Consider the following 26,018-nt stretch of genomic DNA (forward strand, 5'->3'; position numbering starts at 1 on the left):
CACAATATGTTTCAATTATGTGACTGATGTTGCAAACTAGTTAACTAAAATGGTGATTTCAGTCTTAAGTATCCGTGAATAAGTCTCCGTAAATAAGTCTCCATTAATAAGCCTCCGTAAAATGGAACCGCCAGTGTCATATCATATAAATCTAAACAGGAGTTTGTAGAGGGGAAAATTGATGTGCGAGGAAGAAACAAAAATTTATACCTAACCAATTGAACTATAACGGTTAAGCAAATGTAACTAGTAAACGTACACTTAAGTACACTCAGGTACAAAAAATCAATAAAAAAGAGGGAGACATTGCTGTCTCCCTCTTGGTTTCTTACTTTCTTAAGTGATGATTAAGAAGTTTTCAATATCTAGTGAGCTGCACCAGAGTGAACTTTATCAATACCGTAAGTTTTACCTTCAGCATGACATGTTGCACATGATTCAATTGCTACACCGTCAGCAGTCTCGGCAGTTTCACCAGCGACTGTCGCGCCATTACTCTTGAAGTGAGCTAAAGCAGCTTCTCCAGAGTGAGCGTGACAACTACGACATGCTTCAGCAACAGGTGAGATAAACTCATTGTAGGCTGTGGTAATATCATCCGTATCGTCATCAGGAGTACCATTCTTATCTGTAACAGAATAACTAACATCAATCGCAGTTCTACCTGAGGTTAACTCACCAGTGCCTGAGAAGAATGGCGTAGCATCTTTATGACACGCTTGGCAATTGGTTTGAATCGCAGGATAGTTAACTAGCTCGCCATCTGTGTCTAAGTAAATGCCAGCACCAGTGTCACCAGCAAACAAGCCACTGTGGAAGCGGTGAGCAACAGTCGCTAAATCACGATTGGCAAACTTTAAACCTTCAATCAGTGCAAACTTAGGTTCGCCAGCATCATCTACACCATCTTGCTGATAAACAGTTGCATGATAAGAACCAGGGTAGTTGTTGGTATGACACTCAGCACACTGGGTAAAGTTAGTCACACCATGACGAGGTGATTTAACATGCGCTAAATTATCATGACAAGCATTACACTTCGCTTCATCAGCCGTTGTACGGTCGTTACCCACCTGAGTAGGTGAACTATAAGCCGTTAATGCAGGGCTTACAAAACGTAAGTCATCAGTAGTTTCTACACCTGTAGCAGCGGTGTCGCCAAACATAAAGTACTTAGTGACGATATTAGCTGGAACAGCTAAATCACATGCACCATTATCAGTACCTGCTATTGGTTGTGTATTACCACGGCTAAGAACTGGATCGCCATTATCATCAACAACAATTTCGTCTATCTTAGTATTAACAACAACTTTGCCAGCCTCTGTATCAGCACACATGTTCATTTCAGAGGTTACATAAATTGTTTTGCCATCAAGTTGATTAGCGGCAAGGTCTTTAGTTAAGGTTAGCTTGCCACCATTAACCACAAACATAGCTGCGTTAGCAATACTTAACCCAGGTACATAATCGCCATTGCCATCAAGTGTACCAGCCAAAATACTCTTGCCATAGGCTAGAGTGTTTAAATACTGAGTTAAATCAGTATTTTCAGTTGGAACTGCACCATTTAATGTTACATCAATGATGACAGTTAACACGTCAGCATCCACTTCAGCAGAAGCAACATTTAACACTAAGCCATTTTCAAAAACGTCACGGCGATCAACACTGTGCGCTTCGCTTGGGCTTAAACTACCAGCACCATGACAACCAGAACAAGCGGCGTCACTTGAAGGCACAATGCCCTTATGGTTTTCACCAGTTTCGAAATCAACAGTTAAGTGACATGATACACACGCTTCAGCATAGACGTTGTCGTTCCACTGGGTGCCATTATCATGACAAACAGTACATTCAGTTGACTCAGCTGGGAAACCGACTCCACCAAACTCTTCTAATGCTTCACCTTGTAATCCCTGCCATTGTGCAAGCTCTTTACCCATATGGATGGTGTGGATCATGGCATTGAAGTTTGCATTAAAGCCTACTTCAGGATCGTCTTGTCCACCCGCAATGGCTGGATTATGACAAGCTACGCAATTTTCAACTTTTTGATAGTTATGATGCGCGCCAATGTTGGCAATACGCATATCAGTATCAGCGTAACCTTCCTTTGAGCTATGACATTGAATACATGCTGCATTAGACACAGCATCTTTTGCAGAAACAGCAAGTTCGCCAGTAGCAGGAATGAAATCAACTGGAGTCGATAAAACTTTATCACTTACCCCTGAACCATCAGCCATCTCAACATTATAAGAACGAATAAACACCCGTGCTAAGTCATTAGCACTACCGTCCGCTAACACAACCGGTGCGTTACCATCGTGTGCCCAAGAACCAGTATAAGTACCAGGGTTAGCTGCATCTTCAACTAATGTACACGCATCGACTACAGCGCCGCCTCGCGCTTCGGCAGTACCGGTTAAGGTACAATACATGCTGCTACCAAAATCATTGGCAAGTGCATGGTTGGTCCATAACATGGGCGCGCCAGTGTCTGTGGTATTCGCAGATTGGCTAGTCACGTATAATGCGACTTTTTCAAGTCCAGAGAAGGGAACGCCAGCGGCATTTTTTGCAGTAAATGAAAGCGTAAACGGATCAGCACCAACGACGACAATATCTGCCGGAGCCAGTGTAATGTTTAAGTCAAATGCATTTTCAACGGTTGTTGCAACCGAACCAGCGGCAGCACCAGGAGTGCCATCAGCACCAGCAGCACCAGCAGCACCATCGACACCATCACTGCCGTCAGAGCCACAACCCGTCACACCCAACGCTGCAATTAATGTTGCAGCAAGTAAAGTTCTATTATATTTCTTCATTTTAAATCCCCCGATTTAAATTAGTTAGTTTTACCCATACAAAGTATAAGGAAACAGACATAAATGCTTGCTTGCTGTAACAAACCTGTGAACCTTAGTTGTAAATTCGTTAACAGGAATCAGTAATTTCAGTTTTGAGTATCCGCAAAAATGAAACTGGCAGTTTTACTTTCAGTAACCCTAAAGAGGTACCTAATGAACTAGAGGCAAGTAGCAGAACAATGAAATACAGACAAAAACACCTAAGACATTGAATTTAGAGGTTTTAATATTTAAAAAAAAGATCCAACTGACAAACCTCGTCGAGTTGAATCTCATTTAAAACTCAATTAAAGTTCACACCAACAATGACTTAGTGATATCTATTATCATTTGTTTGGTTTTTAAAGAATAACGACGGTAATGCTCTGCACGCTCAATTAAGCAGTAACTGGGCATAGGCATGACCGTATTAAGCTTATTAAATTCGCTACTAGGAAGTCTTTCAACCCGTAGTTGAGGGATTTTTTCGGCAAAAGACGCTTCATTACAAATCGTTAAGGCTAAACTGTCCATGGTGAGCATGTGCCAGTACCAATCTTCTAACTTTTCAACACATTCAATATCTTCCATTAATAAACCATGAGTTTGGCAATAGAGTTCTAATGGATCAATGCGATTATTAAATCCTTTACAGCGCAAATACACGATAGGATGTTGAATAATGTCATCTAAGTTAATATTAGTGGCGGTGTCCCAAAATGCATGATGACCATGACCTACCACACACAGGGAGGTGACACTCGCAATCGAAGAGGACTCTAAACCATGAGTATCTTGAGTTTCAAAGCCAATACCAAAATCAAGCTCACCGTTATAAATCAGCTCTTCAGTGTCGTATTGCCAGCTGTGAAGTTTAACTTTGCCGATAACATCACGCGGAAGATGACTCAAGGCAATCGCCACACTGGTAATAATGCTAGGGGAGACGGCAATATGCAAAATAGGCATTTGTTGATGATTTAAACGGTCATCTGTCACTCGCTCAATTTGACCTACCATGTCGCATAATTGGCATATAGGTTGATACAAATTCTCTGCTAACGGTGTCGGTTTTAATCCTTGTTGACGCCGAAAAAATAACTCATCATTAAACATGGCTCTTAATGATGTTAAACAACGGCTAATTTTAGGTGCAGAGACAGCGAGCTCTTTGGCTGCAAAATTAGCAAAACCCGTCTCGTAAATGAGCTTAAAGACCAACAAACTAAATACATCTAACTCACGGACTTTTTTTAATGCTTGAATATCCATATCACCTAACTTAAATGCAATCGAAACATTAAATTACCATAACGCAAAATAAAAAAAGTTGATCTAGTGCTGAATAACACTATCAACTTCAGCTTTTGTTAATGAACGAAACTCGCCAAGTTTTAGCTGATTATCAAGGTAAATGTCACCAATCGACTCACGATGAAGTGCCACAACAGGATTACGGAAACGACCAAACATGCGTTTAATTTGATGATACTTACCTTCACGCAATACAACGCTTGCTTGATGACTAGACAACAGCGTTAATTGAGCCGCCAAGGTGGTCATGTTTTCATATTCAAAATACATCCCATTGGCAAATGCCTCGACATATTCTTGGTCGATAGGATTAGCCAAGGTGACCAGATAATGTTTAGCAACCTTATGTTCAGGCGCCATTAATGCCGCTGACCATTTAGCGTCATTAGTGATTAATAACAGCCCAGTAGAATGCAGATCTAATCGACCCGCAATATGCAACATATCGTGTTCAACACCGTGTAATAAAGACAATGCCGTCGTATGTTTATCATCAACCGTTGCACTCACCACGCCGTCAGGTTTATTGAGCATAAAATAGCAGGGTTGATATTGACGTAACACCACACCATTACATTCAATATGGGTAAATTCATCAATTTGTAAGTCAGGTGATTTGGCAAATTGACCGTCGACAAGCACTTTATGGGTGATTAACAATCCACGGACGGCTTTTTTCGAAATTTGTAACGTGCCAGCAATAAATTGATCAAGTCGACCTCGTTTAGACACCATAAAACTTCACCAATATAGAATGATACCAATTTGTTTAAGAATACCTTATTCTGTTAATGCACAACATCATTAAGGAGCAACATGCTTTCGCAACCTGCTTGTACAGATTTGCGTCCAGATATGACCAGCGCTGAATTAAAACAGGCCATTAAGTCACTGGATCAATATTTACAAGATAATATTTTTCAAAGTGCCATTATTGACACCTTGAACAAGCGCTCGCAGTTCTTCGATGCATTATTATGCCAACTTTGGCTGCCTTTCGAATTAGATCCCGCGCGGATCTCGCTCAATGCTGTCGGGGGGTATGGTCGACAAACCTTACATCCTTTTTCAGATATCGACATTTGCATTATTCATGATGGCCCATTAACGCCTACCGAAGCATCGCGTATTAGCCAATTTCTTACCCAACTATGGGATCTTAATCTCGATTTAGGCCATGCTGTACGCAGCTTGGACGACACCTATCAAGCATGTAAAGAAGACGTCACCATTGCGACCAGCTTACTGGAAACTCGTCACTTATTTGGTAATAATGAGCATCAACAGCAGGTTCTTAATGCGCTGTACGGCCAAGATTTATGGCAAAGCCAAGCGTTTTTCAATGCCAAACTCAGCGAACAGCAAGAACGTCATGCTAAAGCCCAAGGCACCTCATATAGTATTGAACCAAATCTTAAAACCAGCCCTGGCGGTATGCGCGATATTCAAACCCTTAGCTGGGTGGCCCGCAAGCATTTCGGCGTCGCCAATATGCAATCACTTCGCCACTTTGGTTATTTAACCAATGATGAATACGCCGAATTAATGGAGTGCCAACACTTTTTATTTAGGGTGCGATTTGCCTTACATCAAGCAGCCCAACGCTCAGAAAATCGTTTATTACTGCAATACCAAGCTGAAGTCGCTAAATTAATGGGGTTTGGTGATGGAATGCCCATCGGCGAGAGCGGCAATATTGCCATCGAAAAAATGATGCGCCAATTATTTCGTGCCATGAAACGCATCAGTGAATTAAACAAAATTTTAATGGCCTATTTTCAACGGGAAATTATTCCAGAGCTCAATCCAGAAATTATTGTGATTAACGATAATTTTGAAATTGTCGATCACTATATCCACGTTCGAGACGAAACCGTTTTTATCGATCGCACCCAAATTATGGCGTTATTTGAGTTTATCGCGATTCATCACGACAAAATAATCGGCATTACCGCTGAAACATTACGATCACTGCGCCAAGTAAGACGCCGCTTAATGGGCGACCTGCAAGATTTTGAGCGTTGTCGCGAGCAATTTAAAGCCATCTTTGTTCATCCTCAAGGCATGGGCTTGGCCATTACCTTAATGCATCAACACGGCATTTTAGCGTCTTATTTACCCCAATGGCGTGAAGTTGTTGGCCAGATGCAATTTGACTTATTCCATGCCTACACCGTCGATGAACACACCCACAAGGTGCTTAAAAATATTTACACCTATGATAAAGACATCAAAACGTTAGATAAAGATCTGGTATTAGCCGCTGATATCTATCAGAAAATGTCAAATAAATCGACTCTACTCTTTGGAGCATTATTCCATGATTTAGCAAAAGGTCGCGGCGGTGATCATAGTGAATTAGGGGCTGTCGATGCCAGTTTGTTTGCCAAGTTTCATGGCATTAAAGCCTCGCAAGAAGCACTGATTTGCTGGTTAGTAGAACATCATCTGTTAATGTCTATTACCTCACAACGTATGGATATCTACGACCCCGAAGTCGTCAACGCTTTTGCCAAAAAAGTAGGTACCTTAACCCGTTTAGACGCCTTATATTGCCTGACCATTGCCGACATTCAGGCAACTAATGATGACCTGTGGAATGACTGGAAAGCGTCATTATTAAAAGACTTGTATTTTGTTACCCGTAAAGCACTTCGTAATGGTTTTGAAAATATTCTCCAACTGCGTACTTTGGTGCGAGAACATAAACAAGAAGCCCTAAACTTATTGGCCGCTGATGAAGACAGCAGCGTATATATCAAGGCATTATGGCGTCGATTACCTATCGCATTTTTCAGTAATGCCGAAGCCGATGATATCGCCAGATATACCCAAGCTATGATTAATCACGATCTTGCGCCAGTAACCGATAATCAATATAACACCCTAATTTTACTCGACGATGCAGTAGTCAAAGGCTGCAGTGACGTGTTTGTGTACACTAAAGATCGCTCAGGCTTGTTTGTTAAATTATTTAATACTTTAGCGACGCTGCGTATTTCAGTAAAACAAGCACAAATTGCCCGTACTAAAGATGGCTACGTGGTTGAGTCATTTAAGGTCCTCGATTTTGATGAAAAACCGATCACCAGTACACAACGTCGTAAACAAGTGATCAATAAACTGCATCAAGTACTGGATAAAGGCATGATTTTATCTAAAAAACGCCAATCCAGGCGCCATCAAAGTTTTGATAATCAACCCAATGTCGAATTTTTACATTCACGTAAATCAAACCGCAGTTTAGTCAATGTATCAGCCTTAGACACCAGTGAGTTTATGGAACAAATCGCCAGTACTTTTAGGGAATTAGATTTGCATATTCATTCGGCTACCATCAGCACGGTCGGTGAACGGGCAGACAACGTGTTTTTATTATCGAACAAAGATGATCAGCAATTAACCCCAGATCAACAACAACAATTGTCAGCGACGTTAATGCAAGTCATCAGCGAAGACGATCTCTGAGATGATAAGCGGTGACAAGCGAAAGAGCCTAGAACGCTGCGCTGCTAGTACGCTTCGCGGCTAGAGGCTATAAAATCAACAGCCTAGCAGCGAAGCGACTCTAGCAGGACGCAGTCCGCCCTAGCAGCGAAGCGATACTAGCAGGACGCAGTCCGCCCTAGCAGCGAAGCGATACTAGTGATGTGGTCCGCCCTAGCAGCGAAGCGACACTAGCAGGACGTAGTCCACCCTAGCAGCGAAGCGATACTAGCAGGACGCAGTCCACCCCAGCAGCGAAGCGATACTAGCAGGACGCAGTCCACCCTAGCAGCGAAGCGATACTAGCAGGACGCAGTCCGCCCTAGCAGCGAAGCGATACTAGCAGGACGCAGTCCGCCCTAGCAGCGAAGCGACACTAGCAGGACGCAGTCCGCCCTAGCAGCGAAGCGATACTAGCAGGACGCAGTCCGCCCTAGCAGCGAAGCGACACTAGCAGGACGCAGTCCGCCCTAGCAGCGAAGCGATACTAGTATCTCGACATGCTGGCCTGTATTTTGAGGTCGTTTGGGCATCACTTATTAACGATGACCTTTTGCGACACCGTTTGTGCCAGCATTCTTCATACTTTGAGCAAATTGATGACTGTGCGATACTTATGCTAATCAACTGCCGTTAATTAGGTCATCATGCCACAAGCCTTTAGTTACACTACTGAGTATGTACTGGATAAAACCTACTTTGAAGAATGCTATCAGCAATCAATTAATCCCAACCCATCACCAAAACGCTTTATTAAAACCACCCTATTTGCACTGGTTGGCTTGGCTATTTTAATGCTCGACTCACTAAGCTCAGCAGCAATGAGTACGAAAGAAACCTACTATTTGGGCTACTTTTTCATTGGATTGGCCGTGGTAGAATTTTTGAGTATTCGCTTTAATAAAACCTGGTGGTTATGGCGTCAAATGATGAGTAAAGCGGCGGGTGAACATGTTAATCTTACTATCGATGATCATGGTATCAACAGTCAGTCTGCCCATGTTAATCAACAGATTTTGTGGACCGATATGTATCGGATCATTGAAACCGATGTCGGCTTTTTAATTAAATTACAAAAAACGACCACTTATTTATCTAAACGTTGCTTAGATGAAAACGCTATCGACTTTATCAATCAGAAACAATAATTAGAAACAATCATTAGAAAAAACGATTCATAATATCGTTACGCTAACGTCATGGCGACGCGCTGACGAATATCGGTGAGTAATTCAGCCTCAAACCATGGATTACGGCTAAGCCAAATATTATTACGCGGACTAGGATGCGGTAAGGGAATATAACGAGGTCCAAACGTGCGCCATTGCTGAACAGTTTCGGTTAATGTTTTCGGTTTATGGGTTAAATAATACTGCTGTGCATATTGCCCCACCAGCAATATCAACTGCACGTTGACTAAGTGCGGCAGCACTAAACCGTGCCATTTGGGTGCACATTCTGGCCTAGGAGGTAAGTCGCCAGACTTGCCCTTACCAGAGCCGGCATAACTGCCGGGGAAACAAAAGCCCATCGGCATAATGGCGATTTGCTTGGCATCGTAGAAAACCTCTGTCGTTACACCTAACCATTGTCGTAATCGGTCGCCACTGGCATCATTAAACAAAATACCTGACTGATGCACTTTACGTCCGGGGGCTTGACCAATGATCAGTATTTTTGCTTGCGGATCAATTTGCACCACGGGGCGCACGCCATCGACTAAACTTGATGCACAAAGCTGACAATTTTTGACTTGAGTCAGTAACGAAGCCATGTCCACTACAGCCTTACTGTTTGCATATAAAATCATAAAAAGCCCGTAAATTGTTATATCCACCGGAACTAAGCTGCAGTAATATTGGTCTAATAACAAAGTTCTCCCAAGAAGGAACAACCATGCAATCATCACGTCTCACCCATATCACTTTAGTCGCAATGTTAATAAGCAGTACAGCGATAAGTTTTAACGCTGTCGCCCTTCCCCAAGCGCCAATGGAAGATGTGTTGTCTTTAAAAGGGGCCTGCCAGCAAATTGCACTTGAAGATCAACTCCCAGAAAACGAAGTCGCGACATTTTTGCTTGATTGCGTGAATGACCAATTAACTGAAATGGGCTACGAACGCGTTGCTAGTCTAGATTAATAGTATCGGCTAACCCGATAAAAAAACGCCGTTAAGGCGTTTTTTTAGTTGCGCTAATCGATCTTAAAACCCTTGGCACAATATCCCTATCGATGCACCTATGCCTACAAACCAAGACAACGAGCGTAATGTACCGAAGTTCAATAAATACAGAACATGGTAAACCAACCGCGCCACCACATGCACAATCGCTAAAAGCGCGACCAAATCGGTAACATTATTGGTTACTAACGCAGTTAATACTGCAATACCAAAAATGATCAGCGATTCAAATGCATTTTGATGCCCCGCTAATGCTCTAGCACCAAAACCGGTTAATTGAGCTTGCTGCTCCCGCGGATGGTTATTGTCATATCGGCCCAATTTAGTCATTGCCATTGCTAACGGTACTTTTGCGGCATAAGGCAATAAAACGGCTATTAATAAACAAATAAGTATCGTCTGCATATAATCTGTCCTTAGTTATCAATTTTTTATTATGTGTTTGTTATGTGTTTTTTAACTGAGATTGAACCCGCTCCTTTTGGCTGTCGACATTGTATTGATCACAATGTGGGCAATACAGCGTGATCAATACAATGTGATCACATTCGCCGCTCAACACCGCATCAATAATAAGCCAAGTCATATCATGCTTAAGCACTTATTGAGCAAATAGTATCCAGTAAATCGTAAACTTTCTTTCCCTTTACAAATCAACCACAAGTTAACACATCTACAACATTTCAGTCACTAGTCTACACTTTACGTTGAAAGATTTTTGATCGCACCACGGTCAATACTAATAACGCCTAACGAGAATGATGGGGTTCATCCACGATAGTATCCATCAGCCTTGTCATGGGTAAACATGAATAGCAGTAAATATAATAACCACCAATGCAAGGAACACATCATGAATATTAAAGCACAAAGCAGCTTAACTGGCGCAGCATTAGCACTCGCAATGGCAAGCTTGTCAGGTCAGGCTATGGCCGCTGAAACAAGCTCTGCACCTATGGCTGCGGGTCAAACCGATTTAGTACATTGTTACGGCGTTAACGCCTGCAAAGGCCATAACGATTGTAAAACCGCAGACAATGCCTGTAACGGTAAAGCAAGCTGTAAAGGTAGCGGGTTTGTTGGTATGCCATCAAAAGCCTGCGCTGATGTTGGCGGCACTCAAAAAGATGACTGGGTTGGCAAAGTGACCAAAGCAGATTTAGTCCATTGCTATGGCGTTAACGTATGTAAAGGTCATAACGACTGTAAAGGCGCAGATAACGCTTGTGGTGGAATGGCAAGCTGTAAAGGCTCTGGTTTTGTTAACACCACAGCAAAATCATGTGCTGACATTGGTGGTAAAGCCAGCTAATTCAGCTTAAATTTGTTGACTCTGTCTCTAATCTCTATTCAGAGTCATCAAATTATTTATATTACCGCGTCATAAACTTATTTATACCTTAGTGCCATTAACGTATTTTGATCTTAGCGCGAGCACATCTTTGCAGCGCGAATGCCAGTAACTAAGCAAATAATTAAACAAGTAACTAGCTCCGTTACTAGGTCCGCAGAAATAGGATACCCCATGCCAGATACGCGTATTACAGAAGACTTTCTTGGATTTGGCTTAGGTTTGCGTACTGACCACTTCGAATATATTTTACAACACCAGCCAGACATTGACTGGTTTGAAGTCCTGTCTGAAAACTACTTAGTGGCCGGTGGTAAACCCCGTTATTATCTTGAAGCGATTGCCGAACAGTATCCGGTGGTGATGCATGGCGTATCGATGTCGATAGGCAGTACCGATCCATTAGATATGGACTATCTTAAAGCACTAAAAAAGCTCAGTAACGACATTCAGCCTAAATGGATATCCGATCACATTTGCTGGACATCAATTCACGGTGTCAACAGTCACGATTTACTGCCCTTACCTTATACCGAAGAAACCGTTAACCATGTGGCACAGCGAGTTAGACAAGTACAAGATGTTCTAGGTCGTCGTATTTTACTGGAAAACGTATCTAGCTATTTGTCTTACCAAGACTCGACCATGGATGAATGGGACTTTTTAAGCCAAGTAGCTGAAGCGGCAGATTGCCTGATTTTACTCGACATCAATAATATTTATGTCAGCGCCCGCAATCATCATTTTAATCCGCTCGATTATCTTAACAAAATCGATCCACGTCGAGTACAGCAATTCCATTTAGCGGGTCACAGTGATTATGGTGATTACGTTATTGATACTCATGACCACGATATTACGCCATCAGTGTGGACCCTATACCAAGCCGCACTTGAACGCTTTGGTGCCGTCAGCACCATGATTGAGCGCGATGCTAATATTCCACAATTCCCCGCGTTATATAATGAATTACTTGAAGCTAAGAATCTTGCTCAGTTAACCTTACCGGACCACCCAGCATTAGCGCGCTCACACTTTGGCACTCGCACACTTAGCGAGACGAGCAAGCTCGCCTCAGCAAGCCCCCATCATGATTCACCGCAAAAAATCAGGGGATAGACATGAGCCGTTTAGCTGAAATACAACAGCAATTTATGCAATTTTTACTTTCTGATAAAGCAAATGATAACCATGGCCAAATTCAGTCGGTGATGCAAAAAAATGTGTCTGATCAAGCTGGGATCAGTGCCGAGATCCGTCTAGCCATTTATGCCAACGCTTATCGCATCCGTTTAAAAGAAACCATCGAAACCGATCATCAGATCCTCGGGCTGTATTTAGGCGATGATTTGTTCGACAAAATGGCCGCAGATTATACCCGCGCTTATCCTTCAAGTAATAAGTCATTGCGCCAATTTTGCGATGCACTGCCCGATTTTTTACAACAAGATAATTTTTTTAAACAGCACCCAATCATTGCTGATTTAGCACGATTTGAACGCCGGTTGCTTAATGCGTTTGACGCAGCCGATAGCCCACGCGCTAGCTTTAATGACTTACAAGCATTACCGCCACAACAATGGCCTAATTGCTGTTTACGTTTTCATCCCAGCGTGCAAGTGTTTACTTGTCATAGTAATGCCGTTGAAGCTTGGCAAGCCTTAAAAATAGACACCCCTCCACCTGAGCCAGACTATTTGTCCCCTCGTGCTTGGTTACTATGGCGCGGTGGATCTCGCTTAACCGAGTTTGTGTCATTGTCTGCTGAACAACATGGATTATTGCTCGGTTTTATTCAGGGAAACAACTTTGCCAACCAGTGTGAACACATGCTTGAATGGCATGACGAGCAGTCAGCGCCACTGCTGGTATTACAAACCTTACAAGCTTGGTTTCAACAAGGGTTAATTCGAGCGGTAGTGAGTCGCTAATCGTGAATTGTTAAAGTTGATTCGTTAGAAGTGATGAGCTAACAGTGAACCAATAGTGAGTCGCTAATGACGTGTCAGCTTTGTTGAGCAGGTAACCAGACTTTGACGCTTAAGCCGCCTTGTGGGCGGTTTTGCATGCTAATCCGTCCGCCGTGGGCCTCAATAATTTCGCGGCATAATGGCAAGCCAATGCCAGTGCCAGACTGTTTGGTCGAATAAAAAGGCAATAACGCCTGCGATAATACTTCGCTCGACATCCCGCTGCCTTGATCATCCACTTTTATCAATAAACCCGCAAGCGGATGAATCGTTTCGTCAAAGCTCAGCGCCACATTATCGGCACTAGAGCCGGACTCATGGGCATTTTTAAGTAAATTAATCAGTACTTGTTCTAATTGCACTGCATCGAGCTTAATCGCGGTTTTCGGTAGGGCTGATAACAGACGAAACGGATATTGCTGCGCCAGCTGCTGGGTCATCTTAGTCCAATCAATCAACTCTTTTTGTGGCAGTGGCAGTTTGGAAAACTGGGCATAATGGGAAATAAACTGACTTAAATGAGTAGTGCGATTTTCAATAGTATCAAAAATTAATTGCAGCTTATCATTATCTAAATGTTGGGTTAAAAACTTACCCGAATTGACCATGGAGGCAATGGGCGCGACCGAATTATTGAGCTCATGGCTGATAATTCGAATGACCTTTTTCCACACAGCCACTTCTTGGCGGTTAAGCTCTTTAGTCAGCTGCTTAAGTAGAATTAAATGGTGCTGCTGATTGTTTTGGGTAAAACGCCCCCGAGAAATATGCCAGGTTTCAACATCGCTACTATCAGCGTTACTATCAGCGTTACTATCAGCGCTACTATCAGCGTTACTATCAGCGTTATTATCAACATCATCTGAAGTGCTATCGCTGCTGCCCATCGAAAACAAGCCTTCTTGCTCACTGTTTAACGCCGTTTTAAGCGCATCAGGCAACGTAACGACAAGTTCGGGTAACAACATGCCTTCTACTTTGACACCCTGATTAAACAAGTGCCTCGCGGCACCATTAGCATAAATAACCCGTTGATTATCATCAATTAACAGCATGACATTAGGCGAGTTTTGAATCACCTTGTCGAGCATTAACTCGCGCTGATAAATAAACTGTCGCTCGCTGCGCAATTTTGCCGACGCTTGGTTATATAAGCTCACTAACGCATCTAACTGTGGCTCGCCGTAAGGATGCAGCGACACACTAAAATCATTATCTTTAAAGTTAAGTAGACCGATTTCTAATGCTCGTAGACTGTCACTCAATCTGCGGGTAAGCCACATGCTGCAAAAATAACACACTGCCAGCATCACAATAATGGCCAGCCATAAGGTGTCGTCACCCAATGTAAGCCACACTAAAGCCCCTGAAACTGAACCCAAAAGGCAGCTCAACATGTTACTGAGCAGCAATTTAGTGCGTAACGATAACATCATTATTTAGTCACCCTAAGGCCGTATTTCTCCATCCGGCGATACAAGGCTTGCCTGCTTAAGCCAAAGGATTTTGCCACTCTGGCGATAACGCCATTATATTGCACTAAGGCATCTTCTATCTGTTGCTTATCTGGTTCGCAAATCGACTGAGTATCATCCATACCCTGCTCTCGTTGGCCAAAATGATGTTCAACGACAAGCGCATGCTGTGTAGCCGCGCCGCCATTAGCTATCGCCATCAAGCCAAAGTCATCAATCGTTAATTGTGGTGACTTGGCTAACAGCGCCGCCCTTTTGCAGGCATTTTCTAATTCGCGCACATTACCCGACCAACTATGATTAATTAACGCCTGCTGGGTCGACTTATCAAGGCTGAAATTAGCACCAATAAAGTGTTTCACTAGCGGTAAAATATCATCTTGGCGTTGATGCAATGGCGGCACACTCAGTTCAATCACATTTAAGCGGTAAAATAAATCTTCACGAAAGCGGCCATGGGCAATGTCATCGGCCAAATCGGCATTGGTCGCACTAATCACCCGCACATTCACTTTGCGGGTTTGGTGACTGCCTAAACGTTCAAACTCACCGGTTTGCAGCACCCGCAGTAATTTCACTTGGCCAGACAAAGGCAAGTTGCCAATTTCATCTAAAAACAACGTACCGCCGTCAGCGGCTTCAAAACGCCCCATGCGGGTTTTATTAGCGCCCGTAAACGCACCGGCTTCTGCGCCAAACAGTTCGGCCTCTAATAAATCCATTGGTAAAGCGCCAATGTTAACCTTAATAAACGGCTGGTCTTTTAATGGCGAGTTGGCCTGTAAAATATCGGCTATTTTGTCTTTTCCGGCACCATTAGGGCCGGTAATCATCACTGATACATCGGAGCGGGCAACTTGCAACGCCAAGTCAACACAACGCTGCATTGCACCACTACCAAAAATCAAGCCACATAAGTCGGCACCATTAATGGCCGACATCCGTTCGCTGTGAATTCGACTTAATTGGCTATTTTGCTGTGACAATCGATAAATAGATAATAAGTTACTCATGCTATTTAAAAGCTTAGCGTCATCCCACGGTTTACCCATGTAATCGGCCGCACCCGCTTTGACTAACTCGACAGCGGTTTCTAATTGAGTCCAGGCGGTCATTAAAATAATCGGTAAATTAGGCTGCAACTGACGCAAAGCATAAAACAGCTGTTTGCCCTCTTCACCCGAGGTGGTGTCGCGGCTAAAATTCATATCTTGAATAGCCAAGCTTATCTCTTGCTTGGTGACAATCTCAATGGCAGCCTCTGGTGTGTGACAAAAAACAGCTTGGTAGCCATGCAGCTCAATCATTAGCGCAAGTGCTTGGCAAATTGGGTGATTGTCATCAACAATTAAAATAGTGTCCATTGCGGTATGCTTGCGTCCAATTAGGTTATCTCTAAACAACAGTATGTTTAAACAGCATTATGTTTAAACAACAGTAGCATGACGTAATAACAAATCGTCACGCTATCGTAAATAATTTAAATGAAAAATATCGCCATGTTAATCTCTTTACACACTGCGGGTCGCCATAGCCGGTGAAATATTGGCGGCTTTGGTGGCCGGCACGATGACCGCTAGCGTTGTCACAACCAGCAAAGCAATAACAGACACAATAGGATAAATCACTGGCACCATAGGCAAGCTATAGAGTGACATTAATTGCTGACCAAGTACTAATGCCAACATGCCACCAATCACTCCACCAACAATACAAATCAGGTAGTTTTCAACCATAAAGTATTGAATGATGTCACGCTTATTAGCGCCTAGCGCACGACGAGTACCGATTTGTTTAGTGCGACGTTGAATATTAAACATCACCATGCCCGTTAATCCCAGCGACGTGATCAGTAGCAGCAATACGACCATCATAGTCAGTACTGTGATCATCAATTGATGGTCGCGGTATGAACCCTCTTTTAAGTTCTCTATTGACTTAAATCTATCGATCACCCGATTTGGATTTTCAGTCAGCAGTGCAGTTGTTATCGCGGCTTGCAGCTCAGTATGATGCTCAGGTTTAGCGCGTACCATGTATGAACTGCCGCCATAATCCACATTTTGAATAATGCTGTAATCTAAATCCGAACTATCAATCCATGCGCCTTGCAACTTATCTACCACCCCAATAATCGTAATTTGGGTATCTTCGCCTTCATAAAGCACTTTGCCTAGTGGCGATTCATCAGGCCAGGTCTGCTTAGCAAGCGCTTTAGAGATTATTGCCAACTTACCACTGCTATTAAGGCTGTCTTTAATTTCATGGGGGTAAAAATTGCGCCCCTCAATCAACTTAATACCAAAAGTATCAATGGTATGCTCTGTCCCTAAATACATGGCAAATTGTGGTGTTTTTTTAGCGGTATCAGGATCGGGTCCTAAATTTAAGGTACTCGACCAGCCACCGCCACTCAAAGGCAGCATGTTGGTTGAGGTCGCATCAATCACATTGGGTAAACCCCGCAAAATTTGCTGATCGATTTTATTTTGTGCGGTTTTATCAATCATGGGATCAAAGTTGTACAGGCTAAAGGTCAACACTTCTGACTCTTTGATCCCTGAATCACGCTGCATCAGGGCTAAACGCTCTTGAATAATAAAGCTCGCGTTCGCCACTATTGCCACTGATAAAATAATCTGGATAAGCAGTAAGATTGGACCGCTTTTACTGCGTAATAAACTGTTAAAAATAGGTTTGATATGCAACATAATGAATCCCTTACTGGCTTTTCAAATAAACACTAGGCTTAGTGCGGCACACGATCCACGCCGGATATAACCCAGCCAGCAACGCTGTGCCAACAGCAATACTTGGAGTAATAATCCACATACTGGCAGACAGATGCGTTAAGCCTTCGGCTACCTCAAACTTAGCCGATAAGCCATAAAGCGCCGCCCATGCCCACACTAACCCTAGCACCCCGCCTAATAAACCAATCATGCCGACTTCAACCATATACTGAGCGAAGATTTGCGCACGGCTAGCACCGATTGCACGGCGTACTCCCACTTCCGGTGCGCGCTTGAGGAACTTAGTCAGCATCAAGCCTAAGATATTGACTAAACACACACTTAAAAACAGCACACTCAAACCGACTAAGATTTTATTGTCTTCAGGTACCACATTGTTGTATTCAAGCCAAGTGGCCACATCGGATAGTTTCACTGAGTCAGCAGCGGATTTATTGTCTGTAAAACGGCCCAAGGTTTTCTGCTCATCGACATAATTATTCAGCCAAGTGCGGTAACTGGCAATCGTGTCTGCATCCGGTAAATCCACCCAATACAGCAACCAGACTTTTTCAGAGTTAATGCGATCGCTATAGGAATTCATCGGCTCAAACTTCCAGCCCGACGAGTTCCCCCACACATCAAACTCTTCGATAGGTGTGAGCGAAAACGGTACAAAAATTTGCTCAGACTCATTAAAGGCGCCATTGGTCGGATCGTAGTATTTAGGCGCAGGGTTCCAGGTTTTAATCACCCCAACCACTTGATAAGGTTTACGGTTAAGATACATGGTTTTACCAACACTGTTTTCGCCACCAAATAGCTTTTGATTAAGCGTCTCGTTGATCACCACATGATATGCTGGCTCAGTGTCGACAGATTTATCCCACGTATTGCCGTATAAAAATGGCACATCAAACATCTTAAAAAAATCACTGTCGGTAACACGAACGCCCTGCAGGATCGGCACAAAATTAACATCGTCAGTTTGCACCGCCAACCCAGTGCGAAACATTGCCGCTTGGCGCTTTGGAATAGTGTTGTGACGCAGATTCATCACGTCTTGATAAGTGACTAATGAATGAAATTCATCCCAAGAATCCGGTCCCTGACTCCAAAGCTGCACAGCATTAAGCTCTGCCGAACGCTCTCCCGCGGGGTTAAACGACATCATTTTATATACGTTTAAGGTCGTGATAGTAGTACCAATACCAATCGAAATCGCTAACACCATTAACATTGATAACATTGGCGTTTGTCTAATGCTTCGCCACGCTAAATCACAATAATAAAAAAACATCAGTATTCCCCTTAGCGGTTAACGAGTGCCGGTGGCAGCGTGTTGATACATCGAAAAATCACATACTTGACCATCAACAATCTGAATATTGCGCTGAGCGCGGCGGGCCAATTCTGGGTCATGGGTCACCATGATAATGGTGGTGCCGTTTTGATTGATATTTTCCAGTAATTCCATCACTTGGCGTGCCATTAAGCTGTCTAGGTTCCCTGTGGGTTCGTCGGCGAGTAAAAACCGTGGCTCACCTGCTAATGCACGCGCTATCGCGACGCGCTGTTGTTGCCCGCCAGACAATTGGGTCGGTAAATGCTTCATCCGCGCACCTAAGCCCACTTGTTCAAGAGCAGATTCAACTCGGCGCTTACGCTCGCTGGCATTCATACCGCGATAACGTAATGGTACTTCGACGTTTTCGGCTAAATTAAGATCGGTGATTAAATTAAAACCTTGAAAAATAAAGCCGATTTTTTCATTGCGCACTTTGGCACTTTTGTTATCGCTTAAATTAGACACATTAACGCCATCAAGACGATACTCGCCAGCAGTAAACCCTTCTAGCAGACCAGCAATATTCAAAAAGGTGGTTTTACCCGAACCAGACGGACCGGTAACCGCGACAAACTCGCCTTCGTTAACTTCAAGATTAAAATCGCGCAGGGCATGGGTTTCAACTAAATCAGTTTTGAACACTTTGCTGATGTTTTTCATGGATAACATAGTGACTTTCCTTGGTGAATTTGGGGTAACATCCCAGCGGCTATGGCTGCTAATGCAAGTGCTGATAAACCAAATGCTGTTATGTTAATAAAAGGGCTAAAACTGTAGCTTAATGTGTGCAATTGAGCTGATATCAATATGTAAACTGACTATAGGGTTGTTATCCCACAGACGAGTCGATACCTGGCTGCTCATATCAATTAACTGCAAACTGACAGATAACCAGTCAGTATGATTATCAATACGATAAATAACGGCTATGGCCAAAAGAACCAGCGCGGCTAAAGCAATAAATTGTCTACGTTGAGTGAATGTCATGGGATATCCTTACTCGATTAGTATTTTTGGTTATCGACTTACGCTGTCAGCTTAAGTTCTCGACCTGCTTATCGACCTGTTTATCAAATTAGTTATCGGATTTGAATCTTGGGTTCATTTTTAAAGGTTTCGGTGCCCGATATTACCCACTCGTCACCTTCTTCACCGCCTTCAATCACTTCAACTTGGCTCATACTGCGAGCGCCAAGCTTAACGGTTTTTTGCATGGCCACAGAGTTACTCACTTGATAGGCTATTTCACCGCCAAGATTGAGAAAATCACCCCGTTTAACCATCAATACATTAGGGCGATGTTCCAGTAATACTCGGGCAGATAAACGTTGGTTTTGACGCAACGATAAGGTGTTACTGTCGGCAAAACGGACTCTGGCAGTCACCTCGCGGTTACGCACTTCAGGTGATATTGACGACAATTGCCCCATCACATTGACGTTACCAAAGCTCAGCTCAACATCCATCCCTAAGCCCAGCTCATCAGCATAAGACTCTGGCACAGCCAGTTCTGCTTCAAAGGCCGTTAAATCGACTACGGTTAACATCGGCTGGCTTGCGCCAATACGGGCCTTTTGCTCCACCAGCCAATTACCAATAATGCCGCTAACAGGCGCAATAATATTGAGGGCATTGGCTTGGCGGGTTAACTCACTCACCACCAGTGCTTGGCGTTGTACTTCAAGGGTGCGGTTTTTAATTTCAAAACTAAGGGTGTCGCGCATCAACTCGACTTCTTGCTGGGCGTGCTTATGCAGTAATTTTGCTTTGTGTAAGTCATCTTTGCTTTTTTCAAAATCGATTTTGCTGATCAAACTCGATTCAATCAATTGATCGCCACGACGGCTTTCACGATCAGCGGCTTCTAAATCCACTGTCGCCATGTCTAATATCTGGCTCACCCTAAGCTGCTCACGGCGGGCATCCAACTTAGACCGCTCTAAATTACCTTGCATACCTTCAAGCAATGACTGCTGTTGTTGCAGCTCGCTTTGCAAACGCGGGCTTTCAATCTTGGCCACCACTTGCCCCTGCTCAACTTCATCGCCGGGCAGACTGAGTAACGTCACCACACCTTCTTCAGTGCTATATAAAATCGGCGCGTTGGCCGCCACAATTTTACCTGTGGTGGCGATATCACGAACTAAGGTGCCACGGGTTAGCGTTGCTAAGCGTAAGTCAGCACCATCAACTGAACGCACTGAGCTGTCATGGCCTAAACTTGCCCACACCAATGCACTCATCAAAATAGCACCGCAGCCTATTATCAAGGGTAAGCGCAACTTATTGCCTAATTTCGGCGCGATAACGGTATCTTGGCTACTTGTGTCTTTAATCATCTCAGTTCCCCAGTCGGTGCTGACAACACACACCACTTCACGTATATACCAAGATAAAGCACAAGCCATGCCAATAGTTATTTATTGTTATTTTTCATGATGATAAAGATTTAAACAGATAATCGAACACTCTAAAAGTGTCCGCGGACAGATATAAAAACTGTCCGATCATAGAGAAAGTGTCCGAGCGGACACTTATTAGTATTGATTGATTAGTCTTGAATATTTCGTACTGGTTAAGTTTGACTCAAACCATAGCTTCATTGGTATTTATTGCTTGCAGCATGTGAGCTTCAGGACGTAGTAAATGTCGCGATCACAGGGATGTGAAAGAGTGACCTTAGTGCAGATGATTAAGCGAGACGCCAGCTCTTGATTTTAAAATCAGCATCCCTGTGGGCTTAACCAAAACATCCCTGTTTTGGATACTCGCTGACTCATCTACACCTGTAATTTAACTCTCTTCGATTTAGCCGCATAGTTGTCTATAGATAAAAGCTAAATAGGAAAAGCTCAAATCTAATTAGCTGACTTATTTTGGGGCAAAGACGTTTTAGAGTGGTCGTACTAACTAAGTCGCTTTTGTCCATCGATACAGCTATTGGGCAGTGCTTTTAGGAGTGTCATTTATCCCATATTTAAATGTTCTAATTGGATGGTAATTTAAGACAAACTATACGGATATGTGAAAAATTTAGACATTAAGTTAAATCGAACTGATTTGTTTAGTGTTAGACGTTTAATCACTTATTCCAACAAGTTTTCTATCTCACCTATCTATTTTTTCATATTTTTTGCCAGCCGTCCAAGTAGGATCGTTTGCCGAAGATAAAATGCTGACCAGTTTAACAATTATAAGTTAGAACTTTAAAATCAAAGGAGTGACATACATGTCAACAAAATCAGATATGAAATGATTTGACACGCTTATTAGAAATTTGAAGACTTTATGAGCAACTAACGAGATTGATTTGTTTGAGTTAATGCCACCTAATTTTATATCTGGATGTTCTGATTTCTCTGGATTGGATGAATTATTCAGTGCCAGCGACTTCAAGGTTGAATACGCAGGAGACTTTAAAGCGATCCCAGATAATGAATGGAAAGCATTTATTATTAATAATACAACTTTTGAATAGTGGGCGACCATGCAAAAAGCTGTTTTAGATCAGTATATGAATACTTCTAATCACTTTTCCCGTTACCTGTGTGTAATCGACGTAATTGAATTCATCACGGTCGACAGAAATATTTTCAATAGCAATTACATTTTCTAAATCGATAATGTGGTTATTAGTAGTTAAAAAAATGTCGCATATTACTCTCATAAACTAAACAGTGATAATGAATAAAAACTATAAACATTCCATTTTCAGCGGCGTGTATGGCCTTTGTTTTTTAGGAGCTTAGCTTCTATAATATTTATTTGCCATTGGTTGCTTTTATATTGTATAGCCAAATTTAAAGCTTTATCATAATATTTATATGCTAATTGATTATTTTTCAACTGCTCGTAAGTAGAAGCAATATTTTTTAAATACTCTATAGAGTGCTTAAAACGTTCTTCCGACTTAAGTAATATTTCTAATGCAGATGTTGGTGAACCAGAATATCCAGCATAACTAGCTTGCATAATAATGAAAGCTTGTTCCGAGGCTGGCAGTTCAGTCCTTACTTTAGCCATAAATGCTGGGATGTCATTTGTTTGTTTTAAACGATAAAATGATCTGATAGCAGCTTTTATAGTCGGTGTTGGAATTGGTTGATTAATATTCAACGATAAAGATATACGCTGAAAGTGTTTAATTAATTGCTCAGCTGACGTGATGCTTTCTAATTCTTTGTCTGAAATAAGCCACCCTTTAAATATTTCTTTTAAATTTTTTCGTAGGGCAACTAATCCAACAGAATTATGGTTTTCATTTGGGTAATGCGAAAAATTCCAATGAATGTTTTTCGTTTGTATCTCATCTAATAATTGTAAAACCCCGTAGACTCCTTGTCTGGTTTCATCACCTAATGATAAGTATAAAGATGTAGGCTTGTGTTCATCTTTTTCAATAAAACTTTTTGCCTTTACCATAATGGCATAGTCATTTAACCATATAGAAGGACTTATCGACACAAAATGTTCAAAAGATTCTGGTGACTCTAATAGAGCATTAAATACAAATAATCCAGCTATCGAATGACCAACCAATATTGCGTTATCCGCTGCTCTATAATTACTATTTATATAAGGTTTTACTTCTTCTGTTAAAAAGGTTAAAAATTCTTTAGCTTTACCCATATCTTCTTTTTTTAAAGGTGGAGTTAATCCAACTGGTGTCATGTACTGACGATATATTTCAGTCCCTTTATCTGCGATACCAACAATAATAACGTCTGGTATTAACTGAGCTTTATTTGCCATGAAATCCAACATTCCAGATACTCCATGAAAAACATAGTCACCATCCATCAGATAAATAACAGGATAAGTTGAACCAAGGTTACTAGCATAATTTTCAGGTAGTAGAACTTGAATTTCGCGCTCCTCATTCAAATAAACCGACGTTAATTTTATTCGTTCCCCTGTATTTAATTCAGCCGATATTACAATTTGGGGTGTAATTAGGAATAGTAAAGTAAAAAAGAGTGAGAGCGATTTTATCATTATGATCATCCATAGGTATAATATTAACTAAAGGGCTAACGAGACTGTAGCATAGTTTTAACAGCCAAATTCAATTAAAAAACGAGCCCCTGAAATCAATCCCAAGCGTTTTTTAAGACACTAGGTAATGTATTTTGAACCCATAAAACAGGTTTTTTTCGTCCATTCTTGAGCGCCTTGTATGTGATTTACAGCTGCGATGCTTGTTTATTATTTTTAAGAGGAGCTAAAAGCAAATAAAATATCCAAGCAAACCAAGAGACAAAGAGACAAAGACTACTACTAGCAGCCAAGCCAATTTTTCACCACCACGAGTTTTTGATGAACTTAAAATTAAAATTACAGGTAAGAGCCAAGCTAAGAAAAAAAATTATCAATAATGGAAAAATTTCTATACCGCCCATATTACTACTCCATTTATTTAATTACATAACGATTAAATTTCATGAGCCGTAGGTCTCATGGAACTACTTTTTTTGTCACAACGAAGTGGAATGTTATCGCTACTTTCAGCATTTTGGTTTAGGCATTGATTTCAAGTTCATGCAGCTAAAACTTTGACTTACGCAGGGACCAAACATATTATTAGTGTGAATCCAGATATTCATCGCATACATTATCGCCATAAAACATTAATTACTCATCATTTTAGTAACTTATCAGCTTATTTCAATTGAATCTATTACTCTTTGGTATGGATAAAAGCGAGAATTTAGATAATCGAAAATTAGATTTCCCCGTTATGTAACCCATGATTAATTAAATCGCCATAATATCAGTTGATTATGATTATTCTCAAAGTGAAACCCAGAATTTTAATGATTACATAACGAGAAACAAAACGACTAACTTACAAAAGACAAATTATAACTGTGCTTATACACAGCATTAGAGGTCTATGGCTTCTATGGTATTTGTTGAATAAATACTCTCTATTCATTCAACATTAAGAAAACACGCAAAAAGATGCTGGTGTAAGTTGGGTATCTAGATTGCCGAAACACATAATGGGGCAGAAATTAGTCGTCTGCCTAGCTTATAAATAGTCAGGTAGCTCTGAACTTGAGGGCTGCTGAAGACTCTTTATAAAAGAATGCATGAGCAGATACATAGTTTCAGGTTCAATTGAAATTGAGAACGTTGAAGAAAATAGCGTGAGCCTGACAGGACGTCAGGCTAGCTTTCGTTGGCCAGGGATGGCCTATCGGAAGCGTTAGCATTTTCGAATAAGTCCGAAGACGGTTACAAATGAAGTTAAAAGCTGGATTAATCCCCATGGCGACCTTTTCGCATCTGTTGTTCAAGTAAATAAGGGAAATGTTGCGGGGCGGCTGGGCCAATTTTTGATAAAGAGTAAAGAGGGAACAGCCGTTGGTTTCCTCTTGGTCTGGTGTGGGCGAAGCGCCACGACGTTAGTGGCCGCAGGCCATAAGAAACAGTGCCAAACGCACCAGTTCAATAATCTACCTTCTTACTTTATCCAACGCCCCACAAACCGCATTAACGCCTTGAATCGCCCTTGGGGTGGCCCGATGAAGTAAATCGGCATCAAACTGGTAAATATGCTGATTTTTTACTGCGGGTAATTCAGGCCAATCGGCCCAGTTAATGCCTAATACATTGCCTTCATCTTGGCTTTGTAAAATCACTTCTGCACCAGTTAATAACACATTCTCAATACTGATTTGCGGGTACTCACTAGCAGCGTCATAAAACACATTTTCACCGTGGCACACTTCTATAAGGTGTTGGATCCAACTGCCTTTTGCAACGGTCATTAGTGGTGTAGACCATAACTGATAAAACACTTTTACGGCAGGTTTGGCTTGGTTTTTTAGCCTGATTTGGGCTAGTTGTTGACGATAATCTGTCGCCACTTGCTGCGCTTGCACCTCGTTACCCGTCAGTTTACCGAGCGCTTCAAGATCAGTGGCCACATCGGCTAAGTTTTTAGGGTCGCTATTAAACAGGGTAAAGCCTAAGTCACGCAGCTGATTAATGTCACCCTGTTTGTTGCCACTTTGCCAAACGATGATCAAATCTGGATTTAGCTCAATCACCCGCTCTATTTGAATACCATAATAGCCACCAATACGGGGAATATCTTTAGCCGCTGCGGGATAATCTGCATAATCAGTGGTAGCTAAAATTGACTCCCCAGCACCAATAGCAAACAGCATTTCAACCCCATGAGGTGACAAGGCAATAATCCGTTTGGCTGGTGGCTTTTGTTGTTGATCTTGCACTGAAGTGAGTTCAGCCGCTGGTAAAATCAACGACACCGACAATAATCCAATGACAATGCTCAGCG

The 26,018-nt window shown here is 42.1% G+C and carries 21 protein-coding genes; 7 read left to right on the plus strand and 14 right to left on the minus strand.

The window, feature by feature from the left end:
• Window positions 1-365: 365 nt before the first annotated feature.
• From CXF80_RS09150 to CXF80_RS09160, 3 genes are all read right to left on the minus strand, one after another.
• On the minus strand, window positions 366-2,831 hold the full coding sequence (locus CXF80_RS09150) for an OmcA/MtrC family decaheme c-type cytochrome (protein WP_101032582.1): 2,466 nt from the start codon (window positions 2,829-2,831) through the stop codon (window positions 366-368).
• 336 nt (window positions 2,832-3,167) lie between these two features.
• Window positions 3,168-4,124, minus strand: coding sequence for a LysR family transcriptional regulator (locus CXF80_RS09155; protein WP_101032583.1), 957 nt, complete (start codon window positions 4,122-4,124; stop codon window positions 3,168-3,170).
• 63 nt (window positions 4,125-4,187) lie between these two features.
• Window positions 4,188-4,901 (minus strand): 16S rRNA pseudouridine(516) synthase, encoded by a 714-nt coding sequence (locus CXF80_RS09160; protein ID WP_101032584.1) that lies wholly within the window; start codon window positions 4,899-4,901, stop codon window positions 4,188-4,190.
• A gap of 81 nt (window positions 4,902-4,982) precedes the next feature.
• Here CXF80_RS09160 and glnD point away from each other — a divergent pair, with 81 nt between their 5' ends.
• The gene (gene glnD, locus CXF80_RS09165; protein ID WP_101032585.1) at window positions 4,983-7,634 is read left to right on the plus strand and encodes a [protein-PII] uridylyltransferase; all 2,652 of its coding nucleotides are present in this window, start codon (window positions 4,983-4,985) and stop codon (window positions 7,632-7,634) included.
• Between the two features lie 665 nt (window positions 7,635-8,299).
• Complete coding sequence (locus CXF80_RS09170; RefSeq protein ID WP_101032586.1) at window positions 8,300-8,800, plus strand: YcxB family protein; 501 nt, start codon at window positions 8,300-8,302, stop codon at window positions 8,798-8,800.
• Between the two features lie 38 nt (window positions 8,801-8,838).
• On the opposite strand, the gene CXF80_RS09175 is transcribed toward CXF80_RS09170, so the two are convergent.
• Entirely contained in the window at window positions 8,839-9,462 is a 624-nt protein-coding gene (locus CXF80_RS09175; protein ID WP_101034728.1) for a uracil-DNA glycosylase family protein, read from the minus strand.
• 86 nt (window positions 9,463-9,548) lie between these two features.
• Here CXF80_RS09175 and CXF80_RS09180 point away from each other — a divergent pair, with 86 nt between their 5' ends.
• Window positions 9,549-9,794: a hypothetical protein gene (locus tag CXF80_RS09180; RefSeq protein ID WP_101032587.1), complete on the plus strand. Its 246-nt coding sequence runs from the start codon at window positions 9,549-9,551 to the stop codon at window positions 9,792-9,794.
• Between the two features lie 63 nt (window positions 9,795-9,857).
• On the opposite strand, the gene CXF80_RS09185 is transcribed toward CXF80_RS09180, so the two are convergent.
• The gene (locus CXF80_RS09185; RefSeq protein ID WP_101032588.1) at window positions 9,858-10,241 is read right to left on the minus strand and encodes an MAPEG family protein; all 384 of its coding nucleotides are present in this window, start codon (window positions 10,239-10,241) and stop codon (window positions 9,858-9,860) included.
• 448 nt (window positions 10,242-10,689) lie between these two features.
• Here CXF80_RS09185 and bufA2 point away from each other — a divergent pair, with 448 nt between their 5' ends.
• The 3 genes from bufA2 to CXF80_RS09200 all read left to right on the plus strand — a co-directional run bounded on the left by bufA2 (window position 10,690) and on the right by CXF80_RS09200 (window position 13,118).
• Window positions 10,690-11,148, plus strand: a complete 459-nt coding sequence (bufA2, locus tag CXF80_RS09190; RefSeq protein ID WP_101032589.1) for a BufA2 family periplasmic bufferin-type metallophore — start codon at window positions 10,690-10,692, stop codon at window positions 11,146-11,148.
• A 213-nt stretch (window positions 11,149-11,361) separates the two neighbouring features.
• Window positions 11,362-12,306 (plus strand): MNIO family bufferin maturase, encoded by a 945-nt coding sequence (bufB, locus tag CXF80_RS09195; RefSeq protein WP_101032590.1) that lies wholly within the window; start codon window positions 11,362-11,364, stop codon window positions 12,304-12,306.
• A 2-nt stretch (window positions 12,307-12,308) separates the two neighbouring features.
• Complete coding sequence (locus tag CXF80_RS09200) at window positions 12,309-13,118, plus strand: HvfC/BufC N-terminal domain-containing protein (protein ID WP_101032591.1); 810 nt, start codon at window positions 12,309-12,311, stop codon at window positions 13,116-13,118.
• A gap of 74 nt (window positions 13,119-13,192) precedes the next feature.
• Here the strand turns inward: CXF80_RS09200 and CXF80_RS09205 are convergent, their stop codons facing one another.
• From CXF80_RS09205 to CXF80_RS09235, 7 genes are all read right to left on the minus strand, one after another.
• Window positions 13,193-14,590 (minus strand): sensor histidine kinase, encoded by a 1,398-nt coding sequence (locus CXF80_RS09205; RefSeq protein WP_101034729.1) that lies wholly within the window; start codon window positions 14,588-14,590, stop codon window positions 13,193-13,195.
• 2 nt (window positions 14,591-14,592) lie between these two features.
• Window positions 14,593-15,996, minus strand: coding sequence for a sigma-54-dependent transcriptional regulator (locus tag CXF80_RS09210; protein ID WP_101032592.1), 1,404 nt, complete (start codon window positions 15,994-15,996; stop codon window positions 14,593-14,595).
• Between the two features lie 147 nt (window positions 15,997-16,143).
• Window positions 16,144-17,343, minus strand: coding sequence for an FtsX-like permease family protein (locus CXF80_RS09215; protein ID WP_101032593.1), 1,200 nt, complete (start codon window positions 17,341-17,343; stop codon window positions 16,144-16,146).
• Window positions 17,344-17,353: 10 nt separating this feature from the next.
• Complete coding sequence (locus CXF80_RS09220) at window positions 17,354-18,664, minus strand: ABC transporter permease (RefSeq protein ID WP_101032594.1); 1,311 nt, start codon at window positions 18,662-18,664, stop codon at window positions 17,354-17,356.
• Window positions 18,665-18,682: 18 nt separating this feature from the next.
• Window positions 18,683-19,381 carry an ABC transporter ATP-binding protein gene (locus tag CXF80_RS09225; RefSeq protein WP_101032595.1) on the minus strand — a complete coding sequence of 233 codons (699 nt, stop codon included), beginning with the start codon at window positions 19,379-19,381 and terminating at the stop codon, window positions 18,683-18,685.
• 96 nt (window positions 19,382-19,477) lie between these two features.
• Complete coding sequence (locus tag CXF80_RS09230) at window positions 19,478-19,699, minus strand: hypothetical protein (RefSeq protein WP_101032596.1); 222 nt, start codon at window positions 19,697-19,699, stop codon at window positions 19,478-19,480.
• 92 nt (window positions 19,700-19,791) lie between these two features.
• Window positions 19,792-21,051, minus strand: a complete 1,260-nt coding sequence (locus CXF80_RS09235) for an efflux RND transporter periplasmic adaptor subunit (RefSeq protein WP_101032597.1) — start codon at window positions 21,049-21,051, stop codon at window positions 19,792-19,794.
• A gap of 971 nt (window positions 21,052-22,022) precedes the next feature.
• Between CXF80_RS09235 and CXF80_RS20100 the strand changes: the two genes are divergently transcribed.
• Complete coding sequence (locus tag CXF80_RS20100) at window positions 22,023-22,190, plus strand: hypothetical protein (RefSeq protein ID WP_157822205.1); 168 nt, start codon at window positions 22,023-22,025, stop codon at window positions 22,188-22,190.
• A gap of 233 nt (window positions 22,191-22,423) precedes the next feature.
• Here CXF80_RS20100 and CXF80_RS09240 read toward each other — a convergent pair whose 3' ends face one another.
• Complete coding sequence (locus CXF80_RS09240; RefSeq protein ID WP_101032598.1) at window positions 22,424-23,707, minus strand: alpha/beta hydrolase-fold protein; 1,284 nt, start codon at window positions 23,705-23,707, stop codon at window positions 22,424-22,426.
• 1,463 nt (window positions 23,708-25,170) lie between these two features.
• On the minus strand, window positions 25,171-25,989 hold the full coding sequence (locus CXF80_RS09245; RefSeq protein WP_443019086.1) for a cobalamin-binding protein: 819 nt from the start codon (window positions 25,987-25,989) through the stop codon (window positions 25,171-25,173).
• Between the last annotated feature and the right edge of the window lie 29 nt (window positions 25,990-26,018).

Source organism: Shewanella sp. Actino-trap-3 (genome assembly GCF_002836275.1).
GTDB lineage: Bacteria > Pseudomonadota > Gammaproteobacteria > Enterobacterales > Shewanellaceae > Shewanella > Shewanella psychromarinicola.